22 protein-coding genes and 1 pseudogene are annotated in these 24,096 nt (G+C 65.6%); 12 read left to right on the top strand and 11 right to left on the bottom strand.

Annotation, left to right across the window (positions count from 1 at the left end; all coding sequences use genetic code 11):
- Positions 1-150 precede the first annotated feature (150 nt).
- Together RX327_RS38580 and RX327_RS38575 are read left to right on the top strand one after the other, a co-directional pair.
- A complete protein-coding gene (locus RX327_RS38580; RefSeq protein ID WP_317249012.1) occupies positions 151-1,047 on the top strand; it encodes a TauD/TfdA dioxygenase family protein in 897 nt (298 codons plus the stop codon).
- Between the two features lie 135 nt (positions 1,048-1,182).
- On the top strand, positions 1,183-2,523 hold the full coding sequence (locus tag RX327_RS38575) for a Rieske 2Fe-2S domain-containing protein (RefSeq protein WP_050387772.1): 1,341 nt from the start codon (positions 1,183-1,185) through the stop codon (positions 2,521-2,523).
- Positions 2,524-2,676: 153 nt separating this feature from the next.
- Here RX327_RS38575 and RX327_RS38570 read toward each other — a convergent pair whose 3' ends face one another.
- Both RX327_RS38570 and RX327_RS38565 read right to left on the bottom strand, forming a co-directional pair.
- Positions 2,677-4,284 carry a Na+/H+ antiporter gene (locus RX327_RS38570; protein WP_317249011.1) on the bottom strand — a complete coding sequence of 536 codons (1,608 nt, stop codon included), beginning with the start codon at positions 4,282-4,284 and terminating at the stop codon, positions 2,677-2,679.
- A 109-nt stretch (positions 4,285-4,393) separates the two neighbouring features.
- Complete coding sequence (locus tag RX327_RS38565; protein ID WP_317249010.1) at positions 4,394-4,768, bottom strand: nuclear transport factor 2 family protein; 375 nt, start codon at positions 4,766-4,768, stop codon at positions 4,394-4,396.
- Between the two features lie 202 nt (positions 4,769-4,970).
- On the opposite strand from RX327_RS38565, the gene RX327_RS38560 reads away from it, so the two are divergent.
- Positions 4,971-5,405 (top strand): GFA family protein, encoded by a 435-nt coding sequence (locus RX327_RS38560; protein ID WP_050387770.1) that lies wholly within the window; start codon positions 4,971-4,973, stop codon positions 5,403-5,405.
- 12 nt (positions 5,406-5,417) lie between these two features.
- On the opposite strand, the gene RX327_RS38555 is transcribed toward RX327_RS38560, so the two are convergent.
- Both RX327_RS38555 and RX327_RS38550 read right to left on the bottom strand, forming a co-directional pair.
- Positions 5,418-6,164, bottom strand: a complete 747-nt coding sequence (locus tag RX327_RS38555; RefSeq protein WP_317249009.1) for a DUF1345 domain-containing protein — start codon at positions 6,162-6,164, stop codon at positions 5,418-5,420.
- Positions 6,165-6,180: 16 nt separating this feature from the next.
- Positions 6,181-7,101 (bottom strand): farnesyl diphosphate synthase, encoded by a 921-nt coding sequence (locus tag RX327_RS38550; protein ID WP_317249008.1) that lies wholly within the window; start codon positions 7,099-7,101, stop codon positions 6,181-6,183.
- A gap of 199 nt (positions 7,102-7,300) precedes the next feature.
- Between RX327_RS38550 and mtgA the strand changes: the two genes are divergently transcribed.
- The 3 genes from mtgA (at position 7,301) to RX327_RS38535 (ending at position 9,085) form a co-directional block, all read left to right on the top strand.
- Complete coding sequence (gene mtgA / locus RX327_RS38545; protein ID WP_317249007.1) at positions 7,301-7,972, top strand: monofunctional biosynthetic peptidoglycan transglycosylase; 672 nt, start codon at positions 7,301-7,303, stop codon at positions 7,970-7,972.
- A gap of 157 nt (positions 7,973-8,129) precedes the next feature.
- Entirely contained in the window at positions 8,130-8,312 is a 183-nt protein-coding gene (rpmF, locus tag RX327_RS38540) for a 50S ribosomal protein L32 (protein ID WP_007598106.1), read from the top strand.
- Between the two features lie 143 nt (positions 8,313-8,455).
- Positions 8,456-9,085 (top strand): hypothetical protein, encoded by a 630-nt coding sequence (locus tag RX327_RS38535; protein WP_317249006.1) that lies wholly within the window; start codon positions 8,456-8,458, stop codon positions 9,083-9,085.
- Between the two features lie 7 nt (positions 9,086-9,092).
- On the opposite strand, the gene RX327_RS38530 is transcribed toward RX327_RS38535, so the two are convergent.
- The gene (locus RX327_RS38530; RefSeq protein WP_028337345.1) at positions 9,093-9,377 is read right to left on the bottom strand and encodes a hypothetical protein; all 285 of its coding nucleotides are present in this window, start codon (positions 9,375-9,377) and stop codon (positions 9,093-9,095) included.
- 219 nt (positions 9,378-9,596) lie between these two features.
- Here RX327_RS38530 and RX327_RS38525 point away from each other — a divergent pair.
- Positions 9,597-11,285: pseudogene (locus RX327_RS38525) on the top strand (putative bifunctional diguanylate cyclase/phosphodiesterase).
- 39 nt (positions 11,286-11,324) lie between these two features.
- On the opposite strand, the gene RX327_RS38520 reads toward RX327_RS38525, so the two are convergent.
- Positions 11,325-12,779: an acetamidase/formamidase family protein gene (locus RX327_RS38520; RefSeq protein WP_317249005.1), complete on the bottom strand. Its 1,455-nt coding sequence runs from the start codon at positions 12,777-12,779 to the stop codon at positions 11,325-11,327.
- A 385-nt stretch (positions 12,780-13,164) separates the two neighbouring features.
- Between RX327_RS38520 and RX327_RS38515 the strand changes: the two genes are divergently transcribed.
- Entirely contained in the window at positions 13,165-15,543 is a 2,379-nt protein-coding gene (locus RX327_RS38515; protein WP_317249004.1) for an acetamidase/formamidase family protein, read from the top strand.
- A gap of 76 nt (positions 15,544-15,619) precedes the next feature.
- Here RX327_RS38515 and phaR read toward each other — a convergent pair whose 3' ends face one another.
- Entirely contained in the window at positions 15,620-16,210 is a 591-nt protein-coding gene (phaR, locus tag RX327_RS38510) for a polyhydroxyalkanoate synthesis repressor PhaR (RefSeq protein ID WP_317249003.1), read from the bottom strand.
- Between the two features lie 313 nt (positions 16,211-16,523).
- On the opposite strand from phaR, the gene RX327_RS38505 reads away from it, so the two are divergent.
- From RX327_RS38505 to RX327_RS38495, 3 genes are all read left to right on the top strand, one after another.
- The gene (locus RX327_RS38505) at positions 16,524-17,702 is read left to right on the top strand and encodes an acetyl-CoA C-acetyltransferase (RefSeq protein WP_317249002.1); all 1,179 of its coding nucleotides are present in this window, start codon (positions 16,524-16,526) and stop codon (positions 17,700-17,702) included.
- A gap of 168 nt (positions 17,703-17,870) precedes the next feature.
- Positions 17,871-18,596, top strand: a complete 726-nt coding sequence (phbB, locus tag RX327_RS38500; protein WP_317249001.1) for an acetoacetyl-CoA reductase — start codon at positions 17,871-17,873, stop codon at positions 18,594-18,596.
- A gap of 186 nt (positions 18,597-18,782) precedes the next feature.
- Positions 18,783-19,655: a DMT family transporter gene (locus RX327_RS38495; protein ID WP_317249000.1), complete on the top strand. Its 873-nt coding sequence runs from the start codon at positions 18,783-18,785 to the stop codon at positions 19,653-19,655.
- Positions 19,656-19,745: 90 nt separating this feature from the next.
- On the opposite strand, the gene RX327_RS38490 is transcribed toward RX327_RS38495, so the two are convergent.
- Positions 19,746-20,177: a cupin domain-containing protein gene (locus RX327_RS38490; RefSeq protein ID WP_317248999.1), complete on the bottom strand. Its 432-nt coding sequence runs from the start codon at positions 20,175-20,177 to the stop codon at positions 19,746-19,748.
- Positions 20,177-20,944, bottom strand: coding sequence for a hydroxyacylglutathione hydrolase (gloB, locus tag RX327_RS38485; protein ID WP_317248998.1), 768 nt, complete (start codon positions 20,942-20,944; stop codon positions 20,177-20,179). The genes RX327_RS38490 and gloB overlap by 1 nt, the downstream gene beginning before the upstream one ends.
- Before the next feature lie 184 nt (positions 20,945-21,128).
- On the opposite strand from gloB, the gene RX327_RS38480 reads away from it, so the two are divergent.
- Positions 21,129-21,881 (top strand): methyltransferase domain-containing protein, encoded by a 753-nt coding sequence (locus RX327_RS38480; RefSeq protein ID WP_317248997.1) that lies wholly within the window; start codon positions 21,129-21,131, stop codon positions 21,879-21,881.
- Positions 21,882-21,925: 44 nt separating this feature from the next.
- Here RX327_RS38480 and RX327_RS38475 read toward each other — a convergent pair whose 3' ends face one another.
- Both RX327_RS38475 and prmC read right to left on the bottom strand, forming a co-directional pair.
- Positions 21,926-22,699 (bottom strand): DUF4167 domain-containing protein, encoded by a 774-nt coding sequence (locus RX327_RS38475; protein ID WP_317248996.1) that lies wholly within the window; start codon positions 22,697-22,699, stop codon positions 21,926-21,928.
- A gap of 482 nt (positions 22,700-23,181) precedes the next feature.
- Entirely contained in the window at positions 23,182-24,069 is an 888-nt protein-coding gene (gene prmC, locus RX327_RS38470; protein WP_050387758.1) for a peptide chain release factor N(5)-glutamine methyltransferase, read from the bottom strand.
- Positions 24,070-24,096 lie beyond the last annotated feature (27 nt).

Genomic DNA, 24,096 nt, shown 5'->3' with positions numbered 1-24,096 from the left:
TCGCAAAACCCGATCCTGTGGTTATGGGTCCCGGATCGGCGCTCCGCTACGCTGCGCTTGTCCGGGACGACAGATATGCTTGCGGCGCGGATTGCGCTTCGCTCCATCCGGGCTACGATGGTCAAAACAAGAACCATCGGGAGAACGCCCATGAGCTCGCTGTCCGGCAAGCAAGGCCCGCGCTACCGCCACCTCGCCGACCAATCCGAGCCCTATGAGACCATCGGCGTCGAGAAGCTGACGCCCATCATCGGCGCGGAAATCTCGGGCGTCGATATCGGCGCGCTCGTCGAGGGCGACACCCGCTCCAACCGGCAGATGGACGAGATTCACCGCGCGCTTGCCGAAAACCTCGTCATCTTCTTCCGCGACCAGCACATCACGCCGCAGCAGCATCTCGCCTTCGGACGCAAGTTCGGCGAGCTGCATTTCCATCCCGCCGCACCGCACGAGGACGAAGACCCGGCATTGATGAAGATCTACGCCGACAAGAACTCGCCGCGGGCTAACGGCGAGGGCTGGCACTCCGACGTGTCCTGCGATCTCGAGCCGCCGATGGGCTCGATCCTTTACATCAGGCAATGTCCGCCGCGCGGCGGCGACACGCTGTTCGCCAACATGTACGCGGCCTATGAGGCGCTGTCGGACCGCATGAAGGCCTATCTCGACGGGCTCACCGCGCTGCACGATGGCGAGCCGATCTATCGCGGGCTCTACGCCAATTACGGCGTCGCCGACCGTCCGTCCTATCCGCATGCCGAGCATCCTGTGGTGCGCACGCATCCGGTCACGGGCAGGAAGGCGCTCTACGTCAACCGCGGCTTCACCCGCCACATCAACGGCATCCCGCGCGACGAGAGCGATGCGATGCTGGCTTATCTCTACCAGCACGCCGAGAACCCGCTGTTCCAGTGCCGCTTCCGCTGGACCGAGAACGCCATCGCCTTCTGGGACAACCGCTGCACCCAGCACCGTGCAATGTGGGACTACTGGCCGCACACGCGCTCGGGCACGCGCGTGACGGTGAAGGGGGAGCGGCCGGGGTGAGAAATTGCGTGGTGCGTAGGATGGGTAGAGCGCAGCGAAACCCATCCTCTCATTGCGTGGATGCAAGTGTGATGGGTATCGCCGCGCTCCACCCATCCTACGAACTGCAACGAAAATAAAATCGGGAGACCGCCCATGCTTCGCGCCGAGGACAACAAATTCCTCACCGAATCCGGTGAGGGGACCGGCATGGGCGAGTTGCTGCGGCGGTTCTGGATTCCGGTGCTGCTGTCGGAGGAGCTGGCGGAGCCGGACAGCGATCCGAAGAAGATCGTGGTGATGGGCGAGGAGCTGCTCGCCTTCCGCGACACGAGAGGCGTGGTCGGCGTCATCGACCAATACTGCCCGCATCGCGGCGCCAATCTCTGGCTCGGCCGCAACGAGGAATGCGGCATCCGCTGCGTCTATCACGGCTGGAAGTTCGACACCGACGGCCGCTGCGTCGACATGCCGACGTCGTATCCCGACCTCAACGCAAAGGACCTGATCCGGATCAAGTCCTATCCGGTGCGCGAATGGGGCGACATGATCTGGGCCTATATGGGCCCGGCCGATCAGATGCCCGAACTGCCGGCGCTGGAGATGGCGCTGCTGCCGGCCTCGCACCGCTTCGTCACCAAGAAGTGGCAGGACTGCAACTGGGTGCAGGCGGTGGAAGGTTCGATCGACACCGCGCATTTCACCTTCGCGCATCTCTCCTTCGAGAAGGAGGAGAACGAGATCCTCGACATCAAGAAGCATTTCGTGAACCCGCTGACGCGGGTCGCGACCGATCACATGCGCTGGATCGCCGAGGATCCGCGCCCGGTGATCAAGATCAATCCGCATGAAGCGGGTCTCACGGTGGCCGGCGGACGGCTCACCGGCAGCGACAATATCTACTGGCGCATCGCCCAGTTCCTGATGCCGTTCCACAGCTACGCGCCGAGCTCGATGCCGGGCGAGAACATGTTCGGCCAGACCTTCGTGCCGGTCACCGACACCAATTGCTGGATCTACACCTATGCCTGGAATCCGCACCGGCCGCTGACCGATGCCGAGCGGGAAGGTTATGCCAACGGCAACGGCGTGATGGCTGTCGTCGACGAGAACTACGTGCCGCTGCGCAACAAGGCCAACGACTATCTGATCGACCGCAGGCTACAGCGGACCAAGAGCTACACCGGCATCAAGGGCGTCTCCGAGCAGGACGCCGCGGTGCAGGACAGCCAGGGCCCGATCGCCGATCGTACCCGCGAGCATCTCGGCCCGACTGATCTCGGCATCATGCATTTCCGCAAGCTGGTGATGGAAGCGGCCCGCGCGCTGCAGAAGGGCGAGGCGCCGCCGCATGCTCGGCATCAGGACCGCTACACCGTGCGCTCCGGCGCCTGCGTCACCAGCAAGACCAAGGACCTCGCCGCCGTGATGATCGAGCGGTTCGGCGATCCCGCCGGCTTCGTCGGCGGTCCCGGCCAGAACGCCGCGGCGGAGTGATCACTACTGTCGTCCCTGCGAAAGCAGGGACCCATAACCACAGTTGGAAATTGTTGGAATGGGCTGTGGCCGCAGCCTGGTCCAACAACATCGATCGGTGGTTATGGGTCCCGGGTCGCGCTTCGCTTGCCCGGGACGACGAAGGGGGTACCGCTACAGCGGAATCCTTCGATACTCGCGGTTGGCGAGGCTCGCTTCCTCGAGGTCGAGGTCGCGCTCGATGCGCCGCCTTGTCTCGTCGGTGATCTTGCCGTCGCGCAGCAGCATGTGGATGAACTTGCGCTCGGAGGCGATCAGCTCCCGCGTCAGCTCGGTGCCGGTGGCGGAGACGTCGTGGGTGTCGGGATTGAGCGAGTCGGGCAGCTGGTTGATGCGGATCTCGTGCCGTGAGCGCAAAAGCTTGATCACCTCGTCGGAAAGCTCGCGGTCGTCGGTGATGGCATCGAGCGACTTCAGCGCGGCGTTCAGCGCCTCGCGCCGCGCCGCGATCTCCTGCTCGTGCTCGGCGATGTGCTCGCTGCGTCCGTCCCTGGCGACGCCGAGCCAGCGCACGACCGGCGGCAGCGTCAGGCCGACGCCGATCAGCGTGACGAAGATGACGCCGAAGGCGACGAACAGGATCAGGTCGCGATACGGAAAGGCCTCGCCATCAGGCAGCGTGAACGGCAGCGCCAGCGCGGCCGCCAGCGACACGGCGCCACGCACGCCGGTGAAGGCGAGCACGAACGCCGCCCGCCACGACGGCAGCGGATCGCGCTCGCTCACGCGGGCGCTGATCCAGCGCGGCAGATAGGTGCCGGGAAACACCCAGATGAAGCGCGCCACGATCACGATGACGGCGACCAGCACGGTCGCGATGAGAATGTCGTCGAGCGGGAAGGACTTCGACTTCTCGTAGAGCGCGCGCATCTGGAAGCCGGTGAGCAGGAACAGCATGCCCTCGATCAGATAGATCACCAGATCCCAGAAGAAGATGCCCTGCAGGCGCGTTGCCGACGAGATCAGCAGCGGCCCGTTCCAGCTCACGTAGAGGCCGCAGGCGACGGTCGCGATCACGCCGGAGCCGCCGACATGTTCGGGCAGCCAGTAGGAGACGTAGGGTGTGATCAGCGACAATGTCAGCTCGACCTGCGGATCCCTGGCGCGGCGGCGGGCGCGCAGGCTGAGCCAGCCGACCGCGGTGCCGAACGCGATCTCGCCGGCGACGATGACGAGGAAAGTGCCGGTCGCCTTCGGCAGCGAGAACAGCCCGGTGGTGATCGCGGCGAGCGCGAAGCGGTAGAGGATCAGCGCGGTCGCGTCATTGGCGAGCCCTTCGCCCTCGAGCACCACCAGGATGCGGCGTGGCATGCCGAGCCTGCGGGCGATCGCCAGCGGCGCGACCACGTCCGGCGGCGCGACGATGGCGCCGAGCAGGAAGCCGATGCCCCAGGGCAGGCCGATCAGATAGTGGGTCGCGGTTGCGACCATGAAGGCGGTGAAGATCACGCAGCCGACCGACAGCAGCACGATCGGGCGCAAATTGTTCTTGAACTCGCGCCAGCTCATGGCGACGCTCGCCGAGTAGATCAGCGGCGGCAGGACCATCAAGAGAACCAGTTCCGGCGGCAGCTCGACCGGCGGCATGCCCGGCACGAAGGCCAGGCCGACGCCGGCCAGCATCAGCAGAATCGCGGGCGCGATATCGGTTCGCCGCGCCACCAGGGCGGTTCCCGCCAGCACGCCGAGCAAAGTAAGAAAAATCTGAAACTTGGCTTCCATAACGGGCTCAATTCGCCCGGAAACCACCGCCAGTCAATGCGGTCCGGCCGGAGCCGGACCGCGAGGGGCGTGTCACAAAGCCGTCACGGGGCGCGCCGCGCCCGGTCGATCAATCCCTGAGGTCGTAGCGGTACGATTTCGACACGATCTGCCAGCCGTCGGCGAGCTTCATCGCCACCAGATAGTCGGTGAAATAGCGCGGCGGCAGCTGGCAGCGCACCTTGATGAAGGCGGTCTTGTCGTCGGAACGGTCGATGGTGACGACGAAATCCTCGCGCGGCTTGCCCTCGGCTTTGGCCGAGGCGCGCTTGCGGACGCGATCGAGCCAGTCGGGTACGGTCAGAACCTGAAGCTCGCCCTTCTCGACCCAGCGCAGATCGGCGCTCGGATGAAAAGCCTCGGCGAGCTTGTCGGCGTTGCTCTCGTAGAGACCGTCGAAATAGGTTTGCACGACGCTTTCGACGCTGGATCGATCTTGGCTCATTGGTTGGTCCTCCCGGCAGGATTGGATCGGCTGGAGCGTTTTCGAGCGAAGCGGGTGCCGGTTCGCGTGGAGAAAACGCGTCAAAGCTCGAATCTAGAGCCCCTGTTCCGATTCAATTGGAACGGAAAGGGCTCTAGGATTTAGCCATGAACCGCCGGATTGCGCCATGGCCGGCGACAAAATTCTGCGTGAGGGATGAGTTGTGACCGCATCTGTAAATTCGAACGAACATATCCTGACCGGCGAATGCTTCTGCCGCGACGTGCGCTACGAGGTGGCCGACGCGTTTGCCTATGCGCTCAATTGTCACTGCTCGAACTGCCGGCGCACCACGGGATCGGCGTTCAAGCCGTTCGCAGGAATCGCGCGCGACAAATTCACCGTGGTCAGCGGCGCTGATGGGCTCCTGATCTATGGCGACGAGCTCACCCACGACGCGCATTGCGGCCGCTGCGGCTCGCTGCTCTATTCGCAGGTCCGCGACGGCGCCTATGTCCATGTCGCGATGGGCACGCTGCGCGATGCGCCGGCGATCCGGCCGACCGCCCACATCTTCGTCGGCTCCAAGGCGCCGTGGTACGCGATATCGGACGATCTGCCGCAATATCAAGAGCACGTGACGCAAGGCGGGGAATAAATTCGCGCGACGTCATCGGCGTGCTGCTTGTACTCCTTGCCGACCGCCTTGCGCACGGCATTTCATCAGCCGGTGCGGCGAGATCGCGCTCGCCGCGATGTTCACCGTCAGCGCCAGCAATGCCGTGTTGTAGATGAAGGACACGATGCCGTGCGCCGTCGCGGTGCGGCGAATGGTCTTGTCGGTGATGCCGACGTCGGAGACCTGCGCGGTCATGCCGATCACGAAGGAGAAATAGACGAAATCCCAGTAATCGGCGTCGACATGTTCAGCGCCGCTCGGAAACTGCAATCCGCCGGGCGTCTTGCCGCGGTAATACTCATGGGCGTAGTGCAGCGCGAACGCCGTGTGCACCACGGCCCATGACAGCGTGATGGTGACGATTGCCAGCGCCAGTCCGGCCGGGCTCCCCTTCGATGCGCCGAGCTCGAACACGATGGCCGCGAGGCTCGCCAGCGCGCCGAACGCGGTCAGCAGCAGGATCAGGAAACGGCCGTCGTCCTGGAGGATGGCGCTTCGTTTGATATGGGCGACGCCACAGCGCAGCATCATCACATAGGCGAGCACAAGATACAGCGCGGCGAAGGCATCCCAGCCCGCGAGCAGGCGCGTGACGATGCGCGGTGCTCCCGGCACCAGCAGCGCAGCCAGGATGCCAAAGGCGATCGAGCCGAACGTGCGCGGCCGGCCCACGATGACGCGGACCGGCAGCGGCAGCTTGCGGAAGCGAACAAGGCGGTCGTCGATCTCCTTGTTCATTTCGCGCCGCTTTCGGCTAGTTCTTGCGCTCGGCGACGAAGCGGGCGGCCGCGCGCAGCACATCGCCGCGGTCGCCGAACACCGACAGCGCGGCATCGGCGCGCGCGAGCAAGTCGCGCACGCGCTGCTTGGCGCCTTCGATGCCGAGCTGGGTGACGAAGGTGGTCTTGCCGAGCGCTGCGTCCTGGCCGGAGGGTTTGCCGAGCGCGGCCGCATCGCCTTCGACGTCGAGCAGATCGTCGGCGATCTGGAAGGCTTCGCCGAGCGCGCGTCCGTAATCGTCGAGCGCCTGATATTCCTTTTGCGAGGCCTGGCCGAGGATCGCGCCGGCGATGCAGCCGTAGCGCAGCAGCGCGCCGGTCTTCATCTGCTGAATGCGGGCGACATCGATCGGCTCGTTGCCGCCGAAGCGGCCTTCGCCGGCGAGGTCGAGGATCTGGCCGCCGACCATGCCGCCGATGCCGGCGGCCCGCGCCAGCGCGCGGGTCAGGAGCAGGCGGACCTGGGCGTCCTTGTGGATCTCGTCGCGGGTGATGATGTCGAAGGCGAGCGTCAGCAGGCCGTCGCCGGCGAGGATCGCGGTCGCGTCATCGGTCTTCTTGTGCAGGGTGGGGCGGCCGCGGCGCAGGTCCGAATTGTCCATCGCCGGCAGGTCGTCATGGATGAGCGAATAGCAGTGGATGCATTCGAGCGCCGCGCCGGCGAGCAGGGCCGCCTCGCGCGGCACGCCGAACACGGCGGCGCTTTCGACCACCAGGAACGGCCGCAGACGCTTGCCGCCATTCAGGCTCGAATAGCGCATGGCCTCGATCAGCCGCTTCGGGCGCACGATCTCGTCGCTTTCGGTCGTGTCGGACAGCAGTTTGGCGAGCAGGGCTTCGGTATCCTCCGCGGTCTGGTCCAGCCGCTTGGAAAACTCTGCAGTACCGGTCGTCATTAAGAATTGCTCCAGATCGATTTTCGGCCGGACAATCGTTGATGGCATCGGCTTCGTCAATTCCCGCCCTGCGACGGAATGCGCCTTAAAAGTGCTGGAAAAACCGTGAATTATCCCGCAGACGTCGACGGCGCCGGCCGTGTTCTGGCGGGCGGGTCCCAAATCCTTCCTGGAATGGTCCTCCCCGGAAACCCTCGTTTTGCGCATCGTCCGAATTTTATTGCTGCTTTTGCTGGCCCTGCTGTTGCTGCCGTATCTGGTCGCGCCGTTCTACCGCACCGGCCATCCGGTTTCGACGCTGATGGCCTGGCGGATCCTGCGCGGGGCCCCGGTGACGCGGCATTGGATCGATTTCGGCGCGATGTCGCCCTATCTGGTGCGGTCCGTGGTCGGCTCCGAGGATGCCCATTTCTGCAAGCATCACGGCATCGATTGGGGCGCGTTGCGCGAGGCGATCGACGACGCCGAGGATGGCGAGGTGGCCCGCGGCGGCTCGACCATCACCCAGCAGGTCGCCAAGAACCTGTTCCTGTGGTCCGGCCGCAGCGTGATTCGCAAGGCGCTGGAATTCCCGCTGGCGCTCTGGATCGATCTCGTCCTGCCCAAGCCGCGGATCCTGGAGATTTACCTCAACATCGCCGAAATGGGCCCGTCCGGCCAGTTCGGCGCCGAGGCCGGCGCCCAATATGCCTTTGGCAGGTCCGCCGCGGCGCTGTCAGCCCGCGAGGCCGCGCTTTTGGCGGCGATCCTGCCGAATCCGGTCAAAAGAAGCGCCCGGAACCCGGGGCCGGGGGTCCGCAGGCTGTCTGCCACCTATATGGCCCGGGCCAACGCGGTGGAGCGTTGCTGGCGCGAAAATCGCGGCTCCTGAGGGCCTTTTCGGGCGCTTTTTGCTGGCTCGGACCCTAGCTTTACGCGATGCCTTCCTCTATAAGCGCGGCCTTACCGGCATCGCAGCTTGCGCTTCGAAGCGCTGAGCCGTCCGCATTTCGGACGATGCCTCCGCAACACCCCTAGAGGACACCGTCATGGCCGTTCCGAGAAGAAAAACCTCGCCGTCGCGCCGTGGCATGCGCCGCTCGGCTGACGCCATCAAGAAGCCGACCTATGTGGAAGACAAGGACTCCGGCGAGCTCCGTCGTCCGCACCATCTCGACCTCAAGACCGGCATGTACAAGGGCCGTCAGGTCCTGAAGAAGAAAGAGTCCTGAATGGACATTCGGCCTACGCGCCGCAGCCATGCGGCGCGGCGCCTGAATTCGGTCAACGAGTGCGGCCAAGACGGGCGCGTCCGCGGCGAGGCCAATGAGCACCGCCGCATTGCTGGTTCTCCCTGAATAAGGCGCAAGCCCCGATGGTCGGTTTCCCGCTGCTTCTGATTCCGCTCGCGGTCTACAACATCATCGCCTTCCTGATGCCCAGCGTGTCCTTCTCCGACCCGCTGATCAGGCTGACATTGCTGTCGGGCGAGCAGTGGCAGATCACGCTCAGCGACATGCTGCTCGCGGCCGCCGTGCTGCTGTTGCTGCTCGAGGTCATCAAGGGCGCGCGCCCCGGCGCGAAATATCTCACCGACCATCTGCTGTCGCTGATCGTGTTCGGCGCCGCCGCCGCCGAATTCGTGCTCTGGCCGAAATTCGGCAACTCGACCTATGGCCTGCTCGCGCTGCTGGCGCTGGTCGATTTCATCTCCGGAATTGCGCTGCGCACCCGCCGCCGTGCGGTGGTCGCGCCTGCGGCACCAAGCGTCAGCAGGCCGCAGCGCGAGGCGCCGCAGCCCGCGCCGGCAGCGCCGCCCGCGCCGCGTTCCGAGCCCGCGCCCGTCGCCGCACCGGCGCCTGCCGCGCCGCCGGCCGCACCGGTTCCCCCGGCGACATCGGTCGCGGAATCCGTGCTGCTCGATCAGTCCGCGCCGAAGCCGACCGTCGCTTCGCCGGATTTGCAGCCGGGCGGCCATCCGCCGTCGGACCCGCCGCAGCGCTGATATTTTTCTAGATGATCTGCCGGGTCCGCCGCGCCACGCTGCGGCGTTCGTCGACATGCGGACCGTAAGCGCTCTGCGCGTCGGCCAATGACCCACGCCGCTGCCCGCGCGTCTGCGGTTCGTGTGCGGCGGTCGCGATCAGGTGGGCCACAAACGACGGATCGGCATGCGGCAGCGGGATCTTGGGCGCCCAATGGGTGGTCGCGGCCAGCGGCACCAGCGCCGTGCTGGCCGCCGCAGCATCGCCGGTGCACTCACCGTCGAGGATTTCCGATTGATCGATATCCTGCATCGTCTGCGACCCGTTGGAGCGTCATAGTTTGGGACGTCGCGTCCCTCCGCAACACCCCCGTGGCAAGGGTCATGCCCGCCGTCCCCAGTTCGTTCCCGGACAGTCGAAAACGTGGTTTCCAGATTATTTATCAACTTCACCTAGCGTTGGATTCGCCGGAACCACTATCTTGAGAGCGTGTAGAATCACCGGGCGCCGTCCCAAATCGAGACATGTTCGATGCCCCCTGTCCCGCCAGCTGCCAGCATCCTCGCCTCGCTCGGCCAAGCGACATTCGCCTGGGACCTGGCGAGCGATGCGATTGCCTGGAGCGACAATGTGGCGGCGGTCTTCCCGGATATCCCGGTCGCGGCGCTGGCGAGCGGTGCCGAACTTGCAAAGCTGATCGAGCCATCGCGCTCGGTGCGATCCGATGCGCTCGGTGCGCCGGCGCCGGTGCGGAGCGGGGAGGGCATGCCCTACCGGATCGAATATGGCGTGCGGGCCGTCACGTCAGCGCCGGTGATCTGGATCGAGGAGACCGGCTGCTGGTTTGCCGGCGCCGACGGCAGGCCGGCGCGCGTAGAGGGCGTCGTCTGCATCAACAATGAGCGGCATGCCCGCGACGAGCAGCTGTTGAAGCTGTCGCGGCACGATCCGCTGACCAACGAGCTCAACCGCACCCATCTGATCGCCTCGCTCGCCGAGACGATGGAGGAGTGCGCGCGCTTCCGCAGCTCCTGCGCCTTCATGCTGGTCGGCATCGATCATCTCGCCCGCGTCAACGACGCCTTCGGCTTCGACGTCGCCGACGCCGTGATCCTGGATGTCGCCAGGCGCATTCGTTCGCGCCTGCGCGGCGGCGACGTGCTCGGGCGCTTCTCCGGCAACAAGTTCGGCCTGATCCTGAAGAACTGTACCGTCGACGACATGAACGTCGCCGCCGAGCGCTTCCTCACCGGCATCCGCGACGAGGTGGTGCCGACGAAATCCGGCCCGGTCTCGGTCACGGTGTCGATCGGCGCCGTCACCATTCCGCGCCATGCGAGGTCGGCGGAGGAGGCGGTCAATCGCGCCCAGGAGACGCTGGACGCGGCCAAGAGCCGCCGCGCCGGATCGTTCGCGCTGTGGAAGCCGAATGTTGAGCGCGACGCGCAGCGCCGGGTCAACATCCGCGTCACCGACGAGATCGTCACCGCGCTGAACGAACGCCGCATCGTGATCGGCTTCGAGCCCGTGGTCGATGCGCGCCTGCGGCAGCCCGCCTTCCACGAGTGCCTGGTGCGGATGGACCAGGGCGATGGCCAGGTGCTGCTCGCGCCCGACATCGTGCCGGTCGCCGAGCGGCTCGGCCTGATCCGCCTGGTCGACCACCGCGTGCTCGAGCTCGTGGTCGCCGAGCTCGCCGCTGCGCCCAACATCTCAGCCTCAACATCTCGCCTGATACGACGATGGATCCGGACTGGTGGGCCGGGATCGAGTCGCTGATGCTGGCGCATCCCGGTGTTGCCGAGCGGCTGATCGTCGAGATCACGGAGACGGTCGCGATCCAGGACATCGACGACGTCCGCGGCTTCGTCACGCGGCTGAAGAATTTCGGCAGCCGCATCGCCATCGACGATTTCGGCGCCGGCTACACCTCGTTCCGAAACCTGCGCAAGCTCGGCGTCGACATCGTGAAGATCGACGGCGCCTTCGTGCAGAACGTCACCCGCTCGGCCGACGACCGCGCCTTCGTGCAGACCCTGATCGACCTCGCCCGCCGCCTCGACATCAAGACGGTCGCCGAATGGGTGCAGGACGAGGAAGCCGCAGGCATGCTGCGTGAGTGGGGCTGCGACTACATCCAGGGCCGCCTGATCGGGCTCGCCTCAGCCGGACCGCCCGTGGAACGGGCCGGCGGAGAAGCCCGTGCCCGCCACGGGCTGAAGCGCGATGATCGGCTGATCACCGCGCTCCAGATTCTCTTCAGCTCTCGCCGCCGGCGAAGATGTTCTTGCGGATCGTGGCGTGGACGCCCCAATTGCCGTCGACCACCTGGGTGACGCCGAAATCGACCCCGACCGACATCAGCGAGATCGCCTCGTCCTCGCTCAGCTTCTTCGTCGTCATCAGGAATTTGCGCATCTTGCGGAAGGCATCGCGCAGAGCGAGGTCGACCGACGACTTCTTGTAGATCTCGGTCTGCGCGCCGGCTCCGAGCTCGCTGAGGTAGTTGGCATAGCTGAAGCCGTGCACCAGCCATTCGTCCTGGGTCTCCAGCATCGGGTGGTCGAGGCCTTCGAGGCTGGTGCCGGCGAGGTCGGCCTTCTTGTGCAGGATGACCTCGAAGGTGCCGGTCATCGAGCATTCGATCGCGGTGCCGCTGAGCTCGCCGTCGCCCTGCGCGGCATGGGGATCGCCGACCGACAGCAGTCCGCCTTCGACCGCCACCGGGTAATACATCGTGGCGCCCTTGCCGATGCGCCAATCGTCGATGTTGCCGCCGGTGTAGCTCGGCGGGATCGAATCGACGAACTCGGCCTCCTTCGGCGCGAGCCCGATCACGCCGAAATGCGGACGCACCGGGATGCGCACATTCTTCAGGATGCCGTGGTTCTCCTTGACCGTCGAATGATCGACCGGCACGCCGGGATAATCGATCGTCTTGTGCACCACGCCGGACGGATCGGTCTGCGGCGTCCAGGTGAAATTGTAGACGGCGCGCGCCCAGTTGCGCTCGCCGGTCGCGTCGACCTCGTAGATGGTGACCACCTCGCGCGGCTTCGGCTCGGTGAGCAGATCCTTGTAGTGGAAGCCCCACGATGCCGCAGCGTTGCTGCCGAACGCCTTGCCGGAATATTTCGGGTTGGCGCAGGGCCGCGGCGCGACGTCGATGATGCGCAGCTCGAGCACGTCGCCTTCCTCGGCGCCGCGCACGAACACCGGCCCGGTACAGATATGCACGCCGAGGCCTTCGCCGGGGCCGCGTCCGAACAGCGAGGCATCCATCGGGCCGGCGCCGCGCCGGTTCACACCCTTCTTCTCCTTGGTCCAGAGATAGACGCTCTCGACGCCGGGATCGCCCTTGACCATGCGCTCGGCATCGTCATTGGCGTGATGCGTCAGCGCCTCGATGGTGATGAAGTCGCCGGAATTGATCTCGACGCGCGGCTTCAGCGACTTGCTGAAATAGCCCCAATGCACGGTGTCGGCATTCGCCGGCAGGTGGTGATAGGCGCGCTGCGCCGGCTGATGCTTCTCGGCGGCGGCCGCCATTTTCGGCGTCACCAGCGAGATGCCGCCGGCGGTCATCGCCGCGGCGCCGCCCGCCGCCGCGAAGCTCGAGCGCAAGAACGAACGGCGTTCCCGGTCGAGCGTCTCCTTGAACTGTCGATGATGCAATTCGAAGTCCGGGCAGTTCTTGTCGTCACCTGCGCACATCTTGAGCTCCTCCTTGGATCGAAAGTGCGCATGAGAGTGCATGGCGCCGCGCCGCTCCGACATGACCGGGCGCGCCCAATAATTTGTCGGCGCGCTTGCTGCCTTCGCAGCGCAAAGGCCTGTGCGGCAGCGTGCGAGGCATCTGCGGCGGCCGCCTTCGCATCGCGGCATGGCCGGAACGGTCAAGAATTTGGGCGCATGCGATCAAGTTGCACTGCGTTCGCCGCTGATAGCGCTGCCACGCGAAAGCGGCCGCTTCCGCGCGTTGCACGACGGCTGGGCAACATGTGCCGCAGCAACATGCTTGCCGCCTGCCTGCAATCGGTGCAGGCTGCGTTCACGGCTCTGTGAGTGGAAGGCCGCGGTGCTGCGGCCTGGAGGGGTGATGGTCGCGACGACCTTTCGGGTTTCGGTCGATGCGATCCCGCGGCAAAACCGGCGGGAGGTCTGGCGCGAGGCGCTGGCCGGTCTGCAGCTCGATTGCGAATTGCCGGAGACCGGTCAATTCCAGTTCGGCGAATTGACCGCGAAGCGCTCGACCAGCGGCGGCCAGCTCGCGCTGCTGCGTTCGACCGAGCAGCAGATCGTCTGCAGCGGTCATGCGGCCTCGCCGGGAATGCCGGCGCGGGTCGCCATCATCTTCCACGGCTACGGTCGCGGCAGCATCACGTCCGGTCAGCGCAGCTGCGAGTTCGCCGACAACGACGTCTCGGTGTGCGACCTGCAATCGCCGTGGCGCATGACCTTGCGCGAGGATTTCGAGATCCTGCTGCTTGAACTGCCGCGCGAGCGCTTGCTCGGCCGGCTCGGGCATAATCGTCTGCGTTTGCCGGCGGTGCTCGGGGCGACGATTGCGGCTGCGGCCGTGCGTCCGGTAATGCGGACCGTGGGCGGCAACTTCGCGATCCTGGACAAGGCGGATCTTGCCACCGCCGAGGTCGCGGTCACCGAACTCGTCGCCGGCGCGCTGCTCGGCGAGACGCGGCTCGATGCCGAGGCAATGACGCAGGTCCAGGCCGGCCATCTGCGCCGGGTCGATGCCGCGATCGAGGCCCAGCTCGGCAATGCCGGCCTGACCATCGCCGACATCGCGCGGCAGGAGGGGCTGTCGCAACGCTATCTGCAACGGCTGTTCGAACGGCAGAACACGACGTTCTCGGCCTATGTGCGCGAGCGGCGGCTGGAACGCTGCTGCAACGATCTGATCGATCCGAACTATGCCGACCAGCGCATCGCCGAAATCAGCTACCGCTGGGGCTTCACCGATCAGGCCCATTTCAGCCGGATGTTCAGCGCGACCTACGGCACCTCGCCGCGCGACTTCCGCAAGGCGGTGCCGCGCGATGTGGAGGGCGAGCGCACGCGCGGCCGGCCGCGGCTGGCGCGTGGCACCGCAACGGTGTTGCGGCTCGCGCCAAGTCTCGCGTCAAGCCCGGTGGCGCGCGAGACGGTTGCGCCGCCGGAGCCGATCATGCCGGTTGAACTGCCGGCGGCTGTACCGGAAGGGCGGGGCGCCTCGCATCACCATCTCAAGGTGTCCAGGGAGACCGCGCATTGGGGCTATCTCAGCCGCGCCATCCCGCCGGTCATGAGCGTGCAGTCGGGCGCGGTGGTGACGATCGAGACGCTGACCCAGCACGCATTCGATGATTATGAGCGCATGATCAAGGGCGACCCGGGTGCGGAGAGCGTGTTTCGCTGGACCGCCGAGGGCAAGTCGGTCGAACGGCGCGGCGCCGGCCCGATGGATGGTTCGATCTTCGGCCGCGGTGCCGGCGAGGGGTTCGGCGTGCACATCTGCACCGGACCGATCTATGTCTGCGGCGCGGAGCCGGGCGATGTGCTCGAGGTGCAGATCCTCGATATCTGGCCGCGGCCATCAGCCAACCCGGCCTATGCCGGCAAGTCGTTCGGCAGCAATGCCGCGGCCTGGTGGGGCTTTCAATACAACGATCTGATCGATCCGCCGGCCAAGCGCGAGACCATCACGATCTTCGAGACCGATGCAGAGGCCGAGTGGGCCCGCGCTGTCTATTCCTACCGCTGGACGCCGCAGACCGATCCGTTCGGCGTGCGCCACGAGACGATGGATTATCCCGGCGTGCCGGTCGATCACGCCACCGTCGAGAAACAGCCCGGCGTGCTCGCCGGCGTGCGGATTCCGGCACGGCTGCATTTCGGCTTCATGGCGGTGGCGCCGCGCGAATCCGACATCATCGATTCGATTCCGCCCGGCTATTTCGGCGGCAATGTCGACAATTGGCGCGCCACCAAGGGCACCACGCTCTATCTGCCGGTCGCAGTATCAGGCGCGCTGTTCTCGATCGGCGATCCGCACTTCGCGCAAGGCGACGGCGAGGTCAACGGCACCGCGCTCGAGCTTTCGCTCACCGGCCAGTTTCGCTTCATCCTGCACAAGAGCGGCAGGGCGACCAAGCCGCATGTCGAAGGGCTCGCGCACCCGCTGTTGGAAACGCCGGAGGAGTGGATCCTGCACGGCTTCAGCTACGGCAATTATCTGCGCGAGCTCGGGCGCAACGCGCAGTCGGAAATCTACCAGCGCTCGTCGGTCGATCTCGCGCTGCGCAATGCGTTCCGGGCGACGCGCAAATTCCTGATGGAGTGCTACCGTCTCAGCGAGGATGAGGCGCTGGCGCTGATCTCGCTCGGCGTCGATTTCGGCGTCACGCAGGTTGCCGACGGCAATTGGGGCGTCCACGCGATCGTCCGCAAGAGCATGCTCCCCGGGGCAAGGGGCGCCTGACGCCGGCCTGAGTTGCCGCCGTCAGGATTGCGCGAAACGATAGCGGCCGGTGAGTCCGGCCGATCGGCGAAGCGACCTACTCGTCCTTCTTCGTCGGCTGCGACATGCGCTCGAGGCGTTCCTGCATGTCCTTCATCTGGCGGCGAAGGTCGTCGATGTTGCCGTCATCGGGCGTGGGCTCCGGCGCCTTCTCGGCCTCGCCGCCGCCGCGTTGCGGCACGAACGGCTTGAACATCGAGAAGGTCTGTTGGAACAGCTCCATGTTGCGGCGGACCTGCTCCTCCAACGGAGCAAAAGGAGTGCCGGACAGCGTATTGGCGATCTGCTTGCGGAACTTCTCCTGCTCCTGCGTCAGCGTCGCGATCGACTGCTCCAGATATTTCGGCACCACCATCTGCATGCTGTCGCCATAGAAGCGAATGAGCTGGCGCAGGAAGGTGGTCGGCAGCAGGTTCTGGCCTGCCTTGTTCTCCTGCTCGAAGATGATCTGGGCGAGCACGGAGCGGGTGATGTCGTCGCCGGTCTTGGCGTCATAGACCAGGAAATCTTCGCCGTCCTTGACCATCGCGGCGAGGTCTTCCAGCGTCACGTAGGTACTCGTTCCGGTGTTATAGAGCCGGCGGTTCGCGTATTTCTTGATGGTGGTGGGTTGGTCTGATTTCGCCATGGGCTCTCACTTCAACACCGAAGAACCTGGAACCCTACGGCATCGCCGCAGGGCAAAATGCAACGCATCGCAGCAAAGGTAAGCATTTTCAAAGCGGTTCGGCTACAGTTTTGTGCTATGCGGTTAATTCCAAAGCATAGGATTTGCTCAGGAAAGTGCCAAGGCCGTCATTTTGAGTGCGTCGCGGCGCGATTTGCCCGACAGTGCGATTGACATGTCTCGATGAGGTTTACAGGATAGCCGTCAAGAGACAGGCCCGCCAAATCGGCCGCCCGCCGTCGAGAAACCCAGCTACAACCCATAGGAGATGCCCATGTCAGACGATGTCGTCATCGTCAGCGCCGCCCGCACCCCGGTCGGTAGCTTCAACGGAGCGTTCGCGACCCTTCCCGCCCACGATCTCGGCGCCATCGCCATCAAGGCCGCGCTGGAGCGCGGTGGCATCGAGCCCGGCCGGGTCTCCGAGGTCATCATGGGTCAGATCCTGACCGCCGCCCAGGGCCAGAACCCGGCCCGCCAGGCTTCGATCGCCGCCGGCATTCCGGTGGAGAGCCCGGCCTGGGGTGTGAACCAGCTTTGCGGCTCGGGCCTGCGCACGGTTGCGCTCGGCTATCAGGCGCTGCTCAACGGTGATTCCGAGATCGTGGTCGCAGGCGGCCAGGAATCCATGAGCATGGCCCCGCACGCCCAGCACCTGCGCGGCGGCGTCAAGATGGGCGGCCTCGAACTGGTCGACACCATGATCAAGGACGGCCTGTGGGATGCCTTCAACGGCTACCACATGGGCAACACCGCCGAGAACGTCGCACGGCAGTGGCAGATCACCCGCGCCCAGCAGGACGAGTTCGCCGTTGCTTCGCAGCAGAAGGCGGAGGCCGCGCAGAAGGCCGGCAGGTTCAACGACGAGATCGTGCCCGTCACCATCAAGACCCGCAAGGGCGACGTCGTCGTCAGCGCCGACGAATATCCGCGTCATGGCGCCACCCTCGACGCGATGGCCAAGCTCAAGCCGGCCTTCGAGAAGGACGGCACGGTCACTGCGGGCTCGGCCTCCGGCATCAATGACGGCGCCGCCGCGGTGGTGCTGATGACCGCCAAGCAGGCGGCCAAGGAAGGCAAGAAGCCGCTCGCGCGCATCGTGTCGTGGGCTCAGGCCGGCGTCGATCCGAAGATCATGGGCTCGGGCCCGATCCCGGCCTCGCGCGCCGCGCTGAAGAAGGCCGGCTGGAGCGTCGGCGATCTCGACCTGATCGAGGCCAACGAAGCCTTCGCGGCGCAGGCCTGCGCCGTCAACAAGGATCTCGGCTGGGACACCTCCAAGGTCAACGTGAATGGCGGAGCGATCGCGATCGGCCATCCGATCGGCGCATCCGGCGCACGCGTGCTGGTGACGCTGCTGCACGAAATGCAGAAGCGTGATTCGAAGAAGGGCCTGGCCACGCTGTGCATCGGCGGCGGCATGGGCATCGCCATGTGCGTTGCACGCGACTGAACAAAAGGCAGCGAGGCCGGTTAGGTGATGAAAAGATCATCTGTCAACCGCGGCGCGAGCTGATAAATAAGATGCCCGGCTTTGCGCCGGGCATTTTTGTTTCGAGGGGTTGTGAGTGCGTAGGCCGGAGTTATCCGGTTATAAAAGACGGCCAAGGAGGAAACGGACATGGCACGTGTTGCATTGGTCACGGGTGGTACGCGGGGCATCGGTGCGGCGATCAGCAAGGCGCTGAAGGCCGCCGGCTACAAGGTCGCGGCGAACTATGCCGGCAACGATGCGGCGGCCGAGAAGTTCAAGGCCGAGACCGGGATTCCGGTCTACAAGTGGGACGTCGCGTCGTTCGACGCCTGCGCGGAGGGCGTGAAGAAGGTCGAAGCCGATCTCGGGCCGATCGAGGTGCTCGTCAACAATGCCGGCATTACCCGGGATACCGCCTTCCACAAGATGACGCTCGAGCAGTGGACCGCCGTCATCAACACCAATCTGGGCTCGCTGTTCAACATGACGCGCCAGGTCATCGAGGGCATGCGCGCGCGCAAGTTCGGCCGCATCATCTCGATCTCGTCGATCAACGGCCAGAAGGGGCAGTTCGGTCAGGTCAACTATTCCGCGGCGAAGGCCGGCGACGTCGGCTTCACCAAGGCGCTCGCGCTCGAGAACGCCAAGGGCGGCATCACCGTCAATGCGATCTGCCCGGGCTACATCAACACCGAAATGGTGCAGGCGGTGCCGAAGGACGTCTTGGAGAAGAACGTGATCCCGCAGATCCCGGCCAACCGGCTCGGCGAGCCCGAAGAGATTGCGCGCGCGGTCGTGTTCCTTGCGGCCGACGAGGCCGGCTTCATCACCGGCTCGACCCTGACCGTCAACGGCGGCCAGTATCACGCCTGACGCGAGCAGCGTCGTCGCGTCGCAGGCGCGCACAATCAAGTAGCGAATGCCCGGCCTTGTGCCGGGCATTTTCGTCTTTACAACGCGCCACACGCGAAGGAAGACGTGGCCGGCCGGGACATCGGCGAGCGGCTGCAGACCGCCGTCCTTTCGACAGTCATGCCGGCCACGACGGATTGAATTGAGATGACGACCCGAACTGCCACCTTTGTCGGATTGACCGCGATCCTGATGTGGTCGCTGCTGTCGGTGATGACGGTGGCGACCGGAGCCATACCGGCGTTCCAGCTTGCGGCCATGACGTTTGCGATCGGCGCCGCGGTCGCGTTCGCGAGCTTCCTGTTGCGTCCATCGGCCTTCGGCGCGTTGAAGCAACCGGCGGTCGCCTGGGTCGTCGGCGTCGGCGGGCTGTTCGGCTATCACGCGCTGTATTTCCTGGCGCTGCGCTTCGCCCCGCCGGCCGAGGCCGGCCTGCTCAATTATCTCTGGCCGCTGTTGATCGTGCTGTTCTCTTCGCTGCTGCCGGGCGAGCGGCTTGCGGTGCACCACATCGTCGGCGCGCTGCTCGGCCTCGCCGGCACCGTGCTGCTGTTCGCCGGCAACACCGGCGCCTTCACGAAAGAGCAGATTCCAGGTTTCGCGGCCGCCTTCGTCGCGGCGTTCGTGTGGGCGTCCTATTCGGTGATGTCGCGCCGGCTCAAGGCGGTGCCGACCGATGCGGTGGCCGGCTTCTGCCTTGCGACCGCCGTGCTTGCGGCGCTGGTGCACATGATGGTGGAGACCACCGTGTGGCCGGAGACCACGCTGCAATGGCTTTCCGTGATCGCGCTCGGCATCGGGCCCGTCGGCGCTGCCTTCTACGCCTGGGACATCGGCATGAAGCGCGGCGACATCCGCGTGCTCGGCGCCGCCTCCTACGCGACGCCGCTGCTCTCGACCGGCTTCCTCATCGCCGCCGGTTTTGCCAAGGCCAGCGCCAACATCGCCATCGCCGCCATCCTGATCGCCGGTGGCGGCCTGATCGCGGCGAAGGACATGGTGCTGCGAAAAAGAACGTAAGGATGGATAGAGCGAAGCGAAACCCATCAACTTCTATCCACGCGGCGAGATGATGGGTTTCGCTGCGCTCTACCCATCCTACGAGAGCTCTTACGGAGCCGGCTCCCAGCCCTTTGGCGCCAGCTCGAACTTTGCGAACTCGAATCCCGGCGCGACGGTGCAGCCGACCAGCGTCCAGTCGCCACAGCTTTCCGCGGCCTGCCAAGCGTCCGCCGGCACGATTGCCTGTGGCCGCTCGCCGCGCGCCACATCCGGCCCGAGCGTGATCGAATGTGGAGCGCCGTCCTCTGCAATCCGCAGCGTCAGCGGCGCGCCGGCGTAATAGTGCCACGTCTCGACCGCATCGACGCGATGCCAGTGCGAACGCTCGCCGCGGGCGAGCAGGAAATAGATCGCGGTCGAATGCGCGCGGCCGTTGGCGTCGCAGCGCGCGTCGCGGAACGTCTCGCGATAGTGCCCGCCCTCGGGATGCGGCTGCAGCGCGAGCCGCGCGATGATGTCGGCAGCCGAGAGGTCGGCCATCACGACTTATTCTTGCGCTCGCGCAGTTCGCCGAACACCGCGGCGGCGTCCGCGCCCTTCATGTGCAGCTTTGCCGCGACCGCCGGCTCATCGGCGCGCAGGAAGACGTTGGCGTTCTTCTCGTCGCCGAGCAGCACCGGAATCGTCGGCTTGTTCTCGGCGCGAAGTTTTGTGACTTCTTCGGCCCGCTTCTGCAGCGCCGCATTGTCCGGCTCGATGGTGAGCGCGAACTTGACGTTGGACGCGGTGTATTCGTGGCCGCAATAGAGCTTGAAGTCGTCGGGCAGCGCCCGCAGCTTCAGAAGCGAATCCCACATCATCGGATAGGTGCCCTCGAACACGCGGCCGCAGCCGATCGAGAACAGCGTGTCCGCGGCGAAGACCGTCTTCTCGGTGTCGAACACGTAAGAGATGTGGTCGAGCGTGTGGCCGGGCGTCTCCACCACGCGTGCGAGCAGGCTGCCGACCTTGATGACATCGGCATTGGCGGCGCGCAGATCGACATTGGCGATCTTGGCCGACTGGTCGCGCGGGGCGACGACGCGGCAGCCATATTTCTGCTTGAGTTCGGCAACCCCGCCGACGTGATCGCCATGATGATGGGTGATCAGGATGTCAGTGAGCTGCCAGCCCTCGCGCTCCAGGGCCTCGAGGATGGGACCGGCCTCCGGCGCGTCGATCGATGCCGTCGCCTTGGTTTCCACATCGTGGATCAGATAACCGAAATTGTCGTTTAAACAGGTGAAAGTACGAATTTCGGCGGCCATGTCATCTCCACGAACAAACGGGACGGACATTTCAAAGCATGATGTATTCGAAAGACCGGTATCGACTTTCCCGGGTCATGCTTTTAACGCGCCCAATATAGGGGTGAAATATGGCGTTAACGCTCCGGCGGCAATGCAATTTTCCGCGCACCCGGGCAGCGGGGGGCGTGTTAGGCTAAACACCATGGACGTCATCGACCTGCGCGACTTCTATTCGCAGCGCCTCGGCATCGTGGCGCGGCAGCTGATCAACCGGGGTATCCGCGCGCGGTGGCCGAACGCCGAGGGCCAGCGCGTGCTCGGCATCGGCTATCCCACGCCCTATCTGGGATTGTTCCGCGAGGACGCCGAGCGCTGCATCGCCTTCATGCCGGCGGCCCAGGGTGTCCTGAAATGGCCGACGGGACGGCCGGCGCTGGCCTCGCTGGTCGACGAATACTCGCTGCCGCTTCCTGACGCCGCGGTCGACCGCATCCTCCTGGTCCATGCGCTGGAGATGTCGGACGATCCGGCCGCGTTGCTGCGCGAGGTGTGGCGCGTGTTGTCGCCGTCCGGGCGCGTGATCGCCGTGATCCCGAACCGGCGCGGGGTGTGGACCCGCACCGACAGCACGCCCTTCGGTCACGGCCGGCCCTATTCGCGCTCGCAGATTACCGAGCTGTTGCGGCAGACCTGGTTCACGCCGTCGTCGTGGGGCGAGGCGCTGTTCATGCCGCCGGTGCAGGGCAGCTGGTTCCTGCGCTCGGCGATGGCGTGGGAGCGCGCCGGCGCAGCGCTGTCGCTGCCCTTTGCCGGCGTCCATATCGTGGAGGCGACCAAGCAGGTCTACCGCGCGATCCCCGCGCGCCGCGAGCGCACGCAACTGATCCCGTCATTGCGTCCGGTGCTGGTGCCGTCCTCGACGGCGACGCGCAAATCGGCTCACACCGAGCCGTGAAATGTCACCCTCCCCGGAAGGGGGAGGGTGGCTGCACAGTTGCGTTACTCGTTGCCCTGATTGAAGTCATCGCTCGGCGCGGGCTGCGCCGCCAGGTCGGAGCGCGGGCCGTGCGGACGGCGACGGCGGCGCGGGAAGCGCTCGCTCCGTTCGCCGCGTTCTGCGCCGCCATTGTTGCCTTCATAGGCGCCGTTGACCTGCGGCTGCGCGCCGCCGGTGATGAACGAGGGCAGGCGATCGACGCCGCCGGCATCGGCCATCGCGGGCTGCGGCTGGTTCTGCGGCTGCGGCTGGTATTGCGGCTGCGGACGATGATCGCGCTCACGATGTTCACGCGGTTGATGCTCACGCGGTTGCTGGTCACGCTCGCGATGCTCGCGCGGCTGCTGCTGATCGCGCTGGTACGGCTGCTGGCCGTTGTCGCGCATGAAGGGTTGCTGCTGCTGCGGCACGAAGCCCGGCTCCTGGCCGAAGCTCGAATAGCCGTCGCTGTCGTCGTCGCCGTCTTCGGTCGGCGTGACCTCGGCGTCCGGGCGCGGTTGCTGCTGGTTCTGGCGGAACTGCTCCTGGGCCGCCGCGATCAGGCGGAAGTAATGCTCGGCATGCTGGTAGTAGTTCTCGGCTGCAACGGGGTCGCCGGAGGAGCGCGCATCACGCGCAAGCTGGAGATACTTTTCAGCGATGTGCGAAGCGGTGCCGCGAATCTTGATGTCGGGTCCGTTGGACTCGTAGACCCGGGTCATCGGGTTCTGGCCGCGCCGGTTGTTGTTATTGTTGTTGCGGTTGCGCATCCGCTGCTTGTTCTGACCGTTTCTCATGTGTCGCCTTTTATTCCAGCCCTGAAGTTATTGCAGTCCACAGTCCGATTTCTCAGAAGTCCGATTCCCAGAGTCCAATTCGGCGCGCGCCTAGGCACACGGAATCGCAATACCGTTCGAAGTGGTTTCGATGTCGCCGACCATCTCGTTCAGCAAAGTCGCGTGCAGCAAAGACGCGTTCCCCAACCGCCGGCAATCGCGCCAGCGACCAAATCATTCCGCCCGTTGAGACAGGCTCAGTTCTCGTGCGTAAGTCTTCAAGCGCAATATCAGGCTTTCGTTCACGTTGCGGTCGGAGAGCAGCGCAGCTTCGGCTATTGCGCTCTATGTGACCTGCGTTCCTGGAACCTTTCGATCGGCGGGCTCTGCTGAACCCTGGTCATCACCCGTAACGGATTACGGGGCCAGCACCGATGTTGTGCCCGGAACCTAGTCGTTCCCGGGGGATAATCCAAGAGGTTTTTTTTCGTTCCAATAGGACTTTATCGGGGCAGCCGGCGGGCGGAAACGGCCCTCGAAACGCCCCCCAGATCGGCCTTGGGCGGCCCTGTTGGGGATAACCCGGATGCCGTCATCAGCGCTTCAACGTCGCCGCTCTGGCCTTGTCCAACTTCCACAACCAGAAATCCGCCTGAGGCCAAAAGACCCGCAGATTGCGAAATCAGCGCGCGGTAGGCGTCGAGCCCGTCGGCACCGCCGTCGAGCGCCGCGCGCGGATCATGCGCGCGCACTTCGATGTCGAGCGCAGCGATATCGGCCGAGGGAATGTAGGGCGGGTTGGACACGATCAGCTCGAATGCGCCGGCCAGCCCGCTGCCGTAGTCGCACTCGATCCATGTCGTGCGCTGGCTAAGTCCGAGCGCGGCGGCGTTGCGGCTCGCGGTCTGCAGCGCTTCCGCCGAGATGTCGGTGGCGAAGCCATGTGCGTTCGGCAGTTCCGAGAGCAGCGCCAGCAGGATTGCGCCGGAACCGGTGCCGAGATCGGCGATCCGCAACGCGCGCTCGGCCGCGCCGTCGGCGCGCAGCAGTTCGAGTGCGCGCTCGACCACCGTCTCGGTGTCGGGGCGCGGCACCAGCGTCGCGGCGGACAGATGCAGCGGCAATCCCCAGAACTCCTTGACGCCGAGGATGCGCGCGATCGGTTCGCCGGCGAGGCGGCGCTGCGCGAGACGCTCGAGGTGATCCGCCTCGTCTCCCGTCAGCGCGCGCTTCGCGCCGGTGACCATGCCGGTCAGATCGAGCCCCAGCGCGGCGCCGACCAGCAGTCGCGCATCGAGCTCGGCGGCGTCGCGGCCGGCCGCCTTGAGGCGGGCGGCGAGGCTGCGCCTGATACTCTCGACGGTCTGGCCATTTCCAGCAGGTTCGCTCATCGCGCGTTGTTAGCCGATGGTCGATGC

It is taken from the genome of Bradyrhizobium sp. BEA-2-5 (assembly GCF_032918025.1).
Lineage (GTDB): Bacteria > Pseudomonadota > Alphaproteobacteria > Rhizobiales > Xanthobacteraceae > Bradyrhizobium > Bradyrhizobium pachyrhizi.
This window is presented reverse-complemented; position numbering and strand designations above follow the sequence as displayed.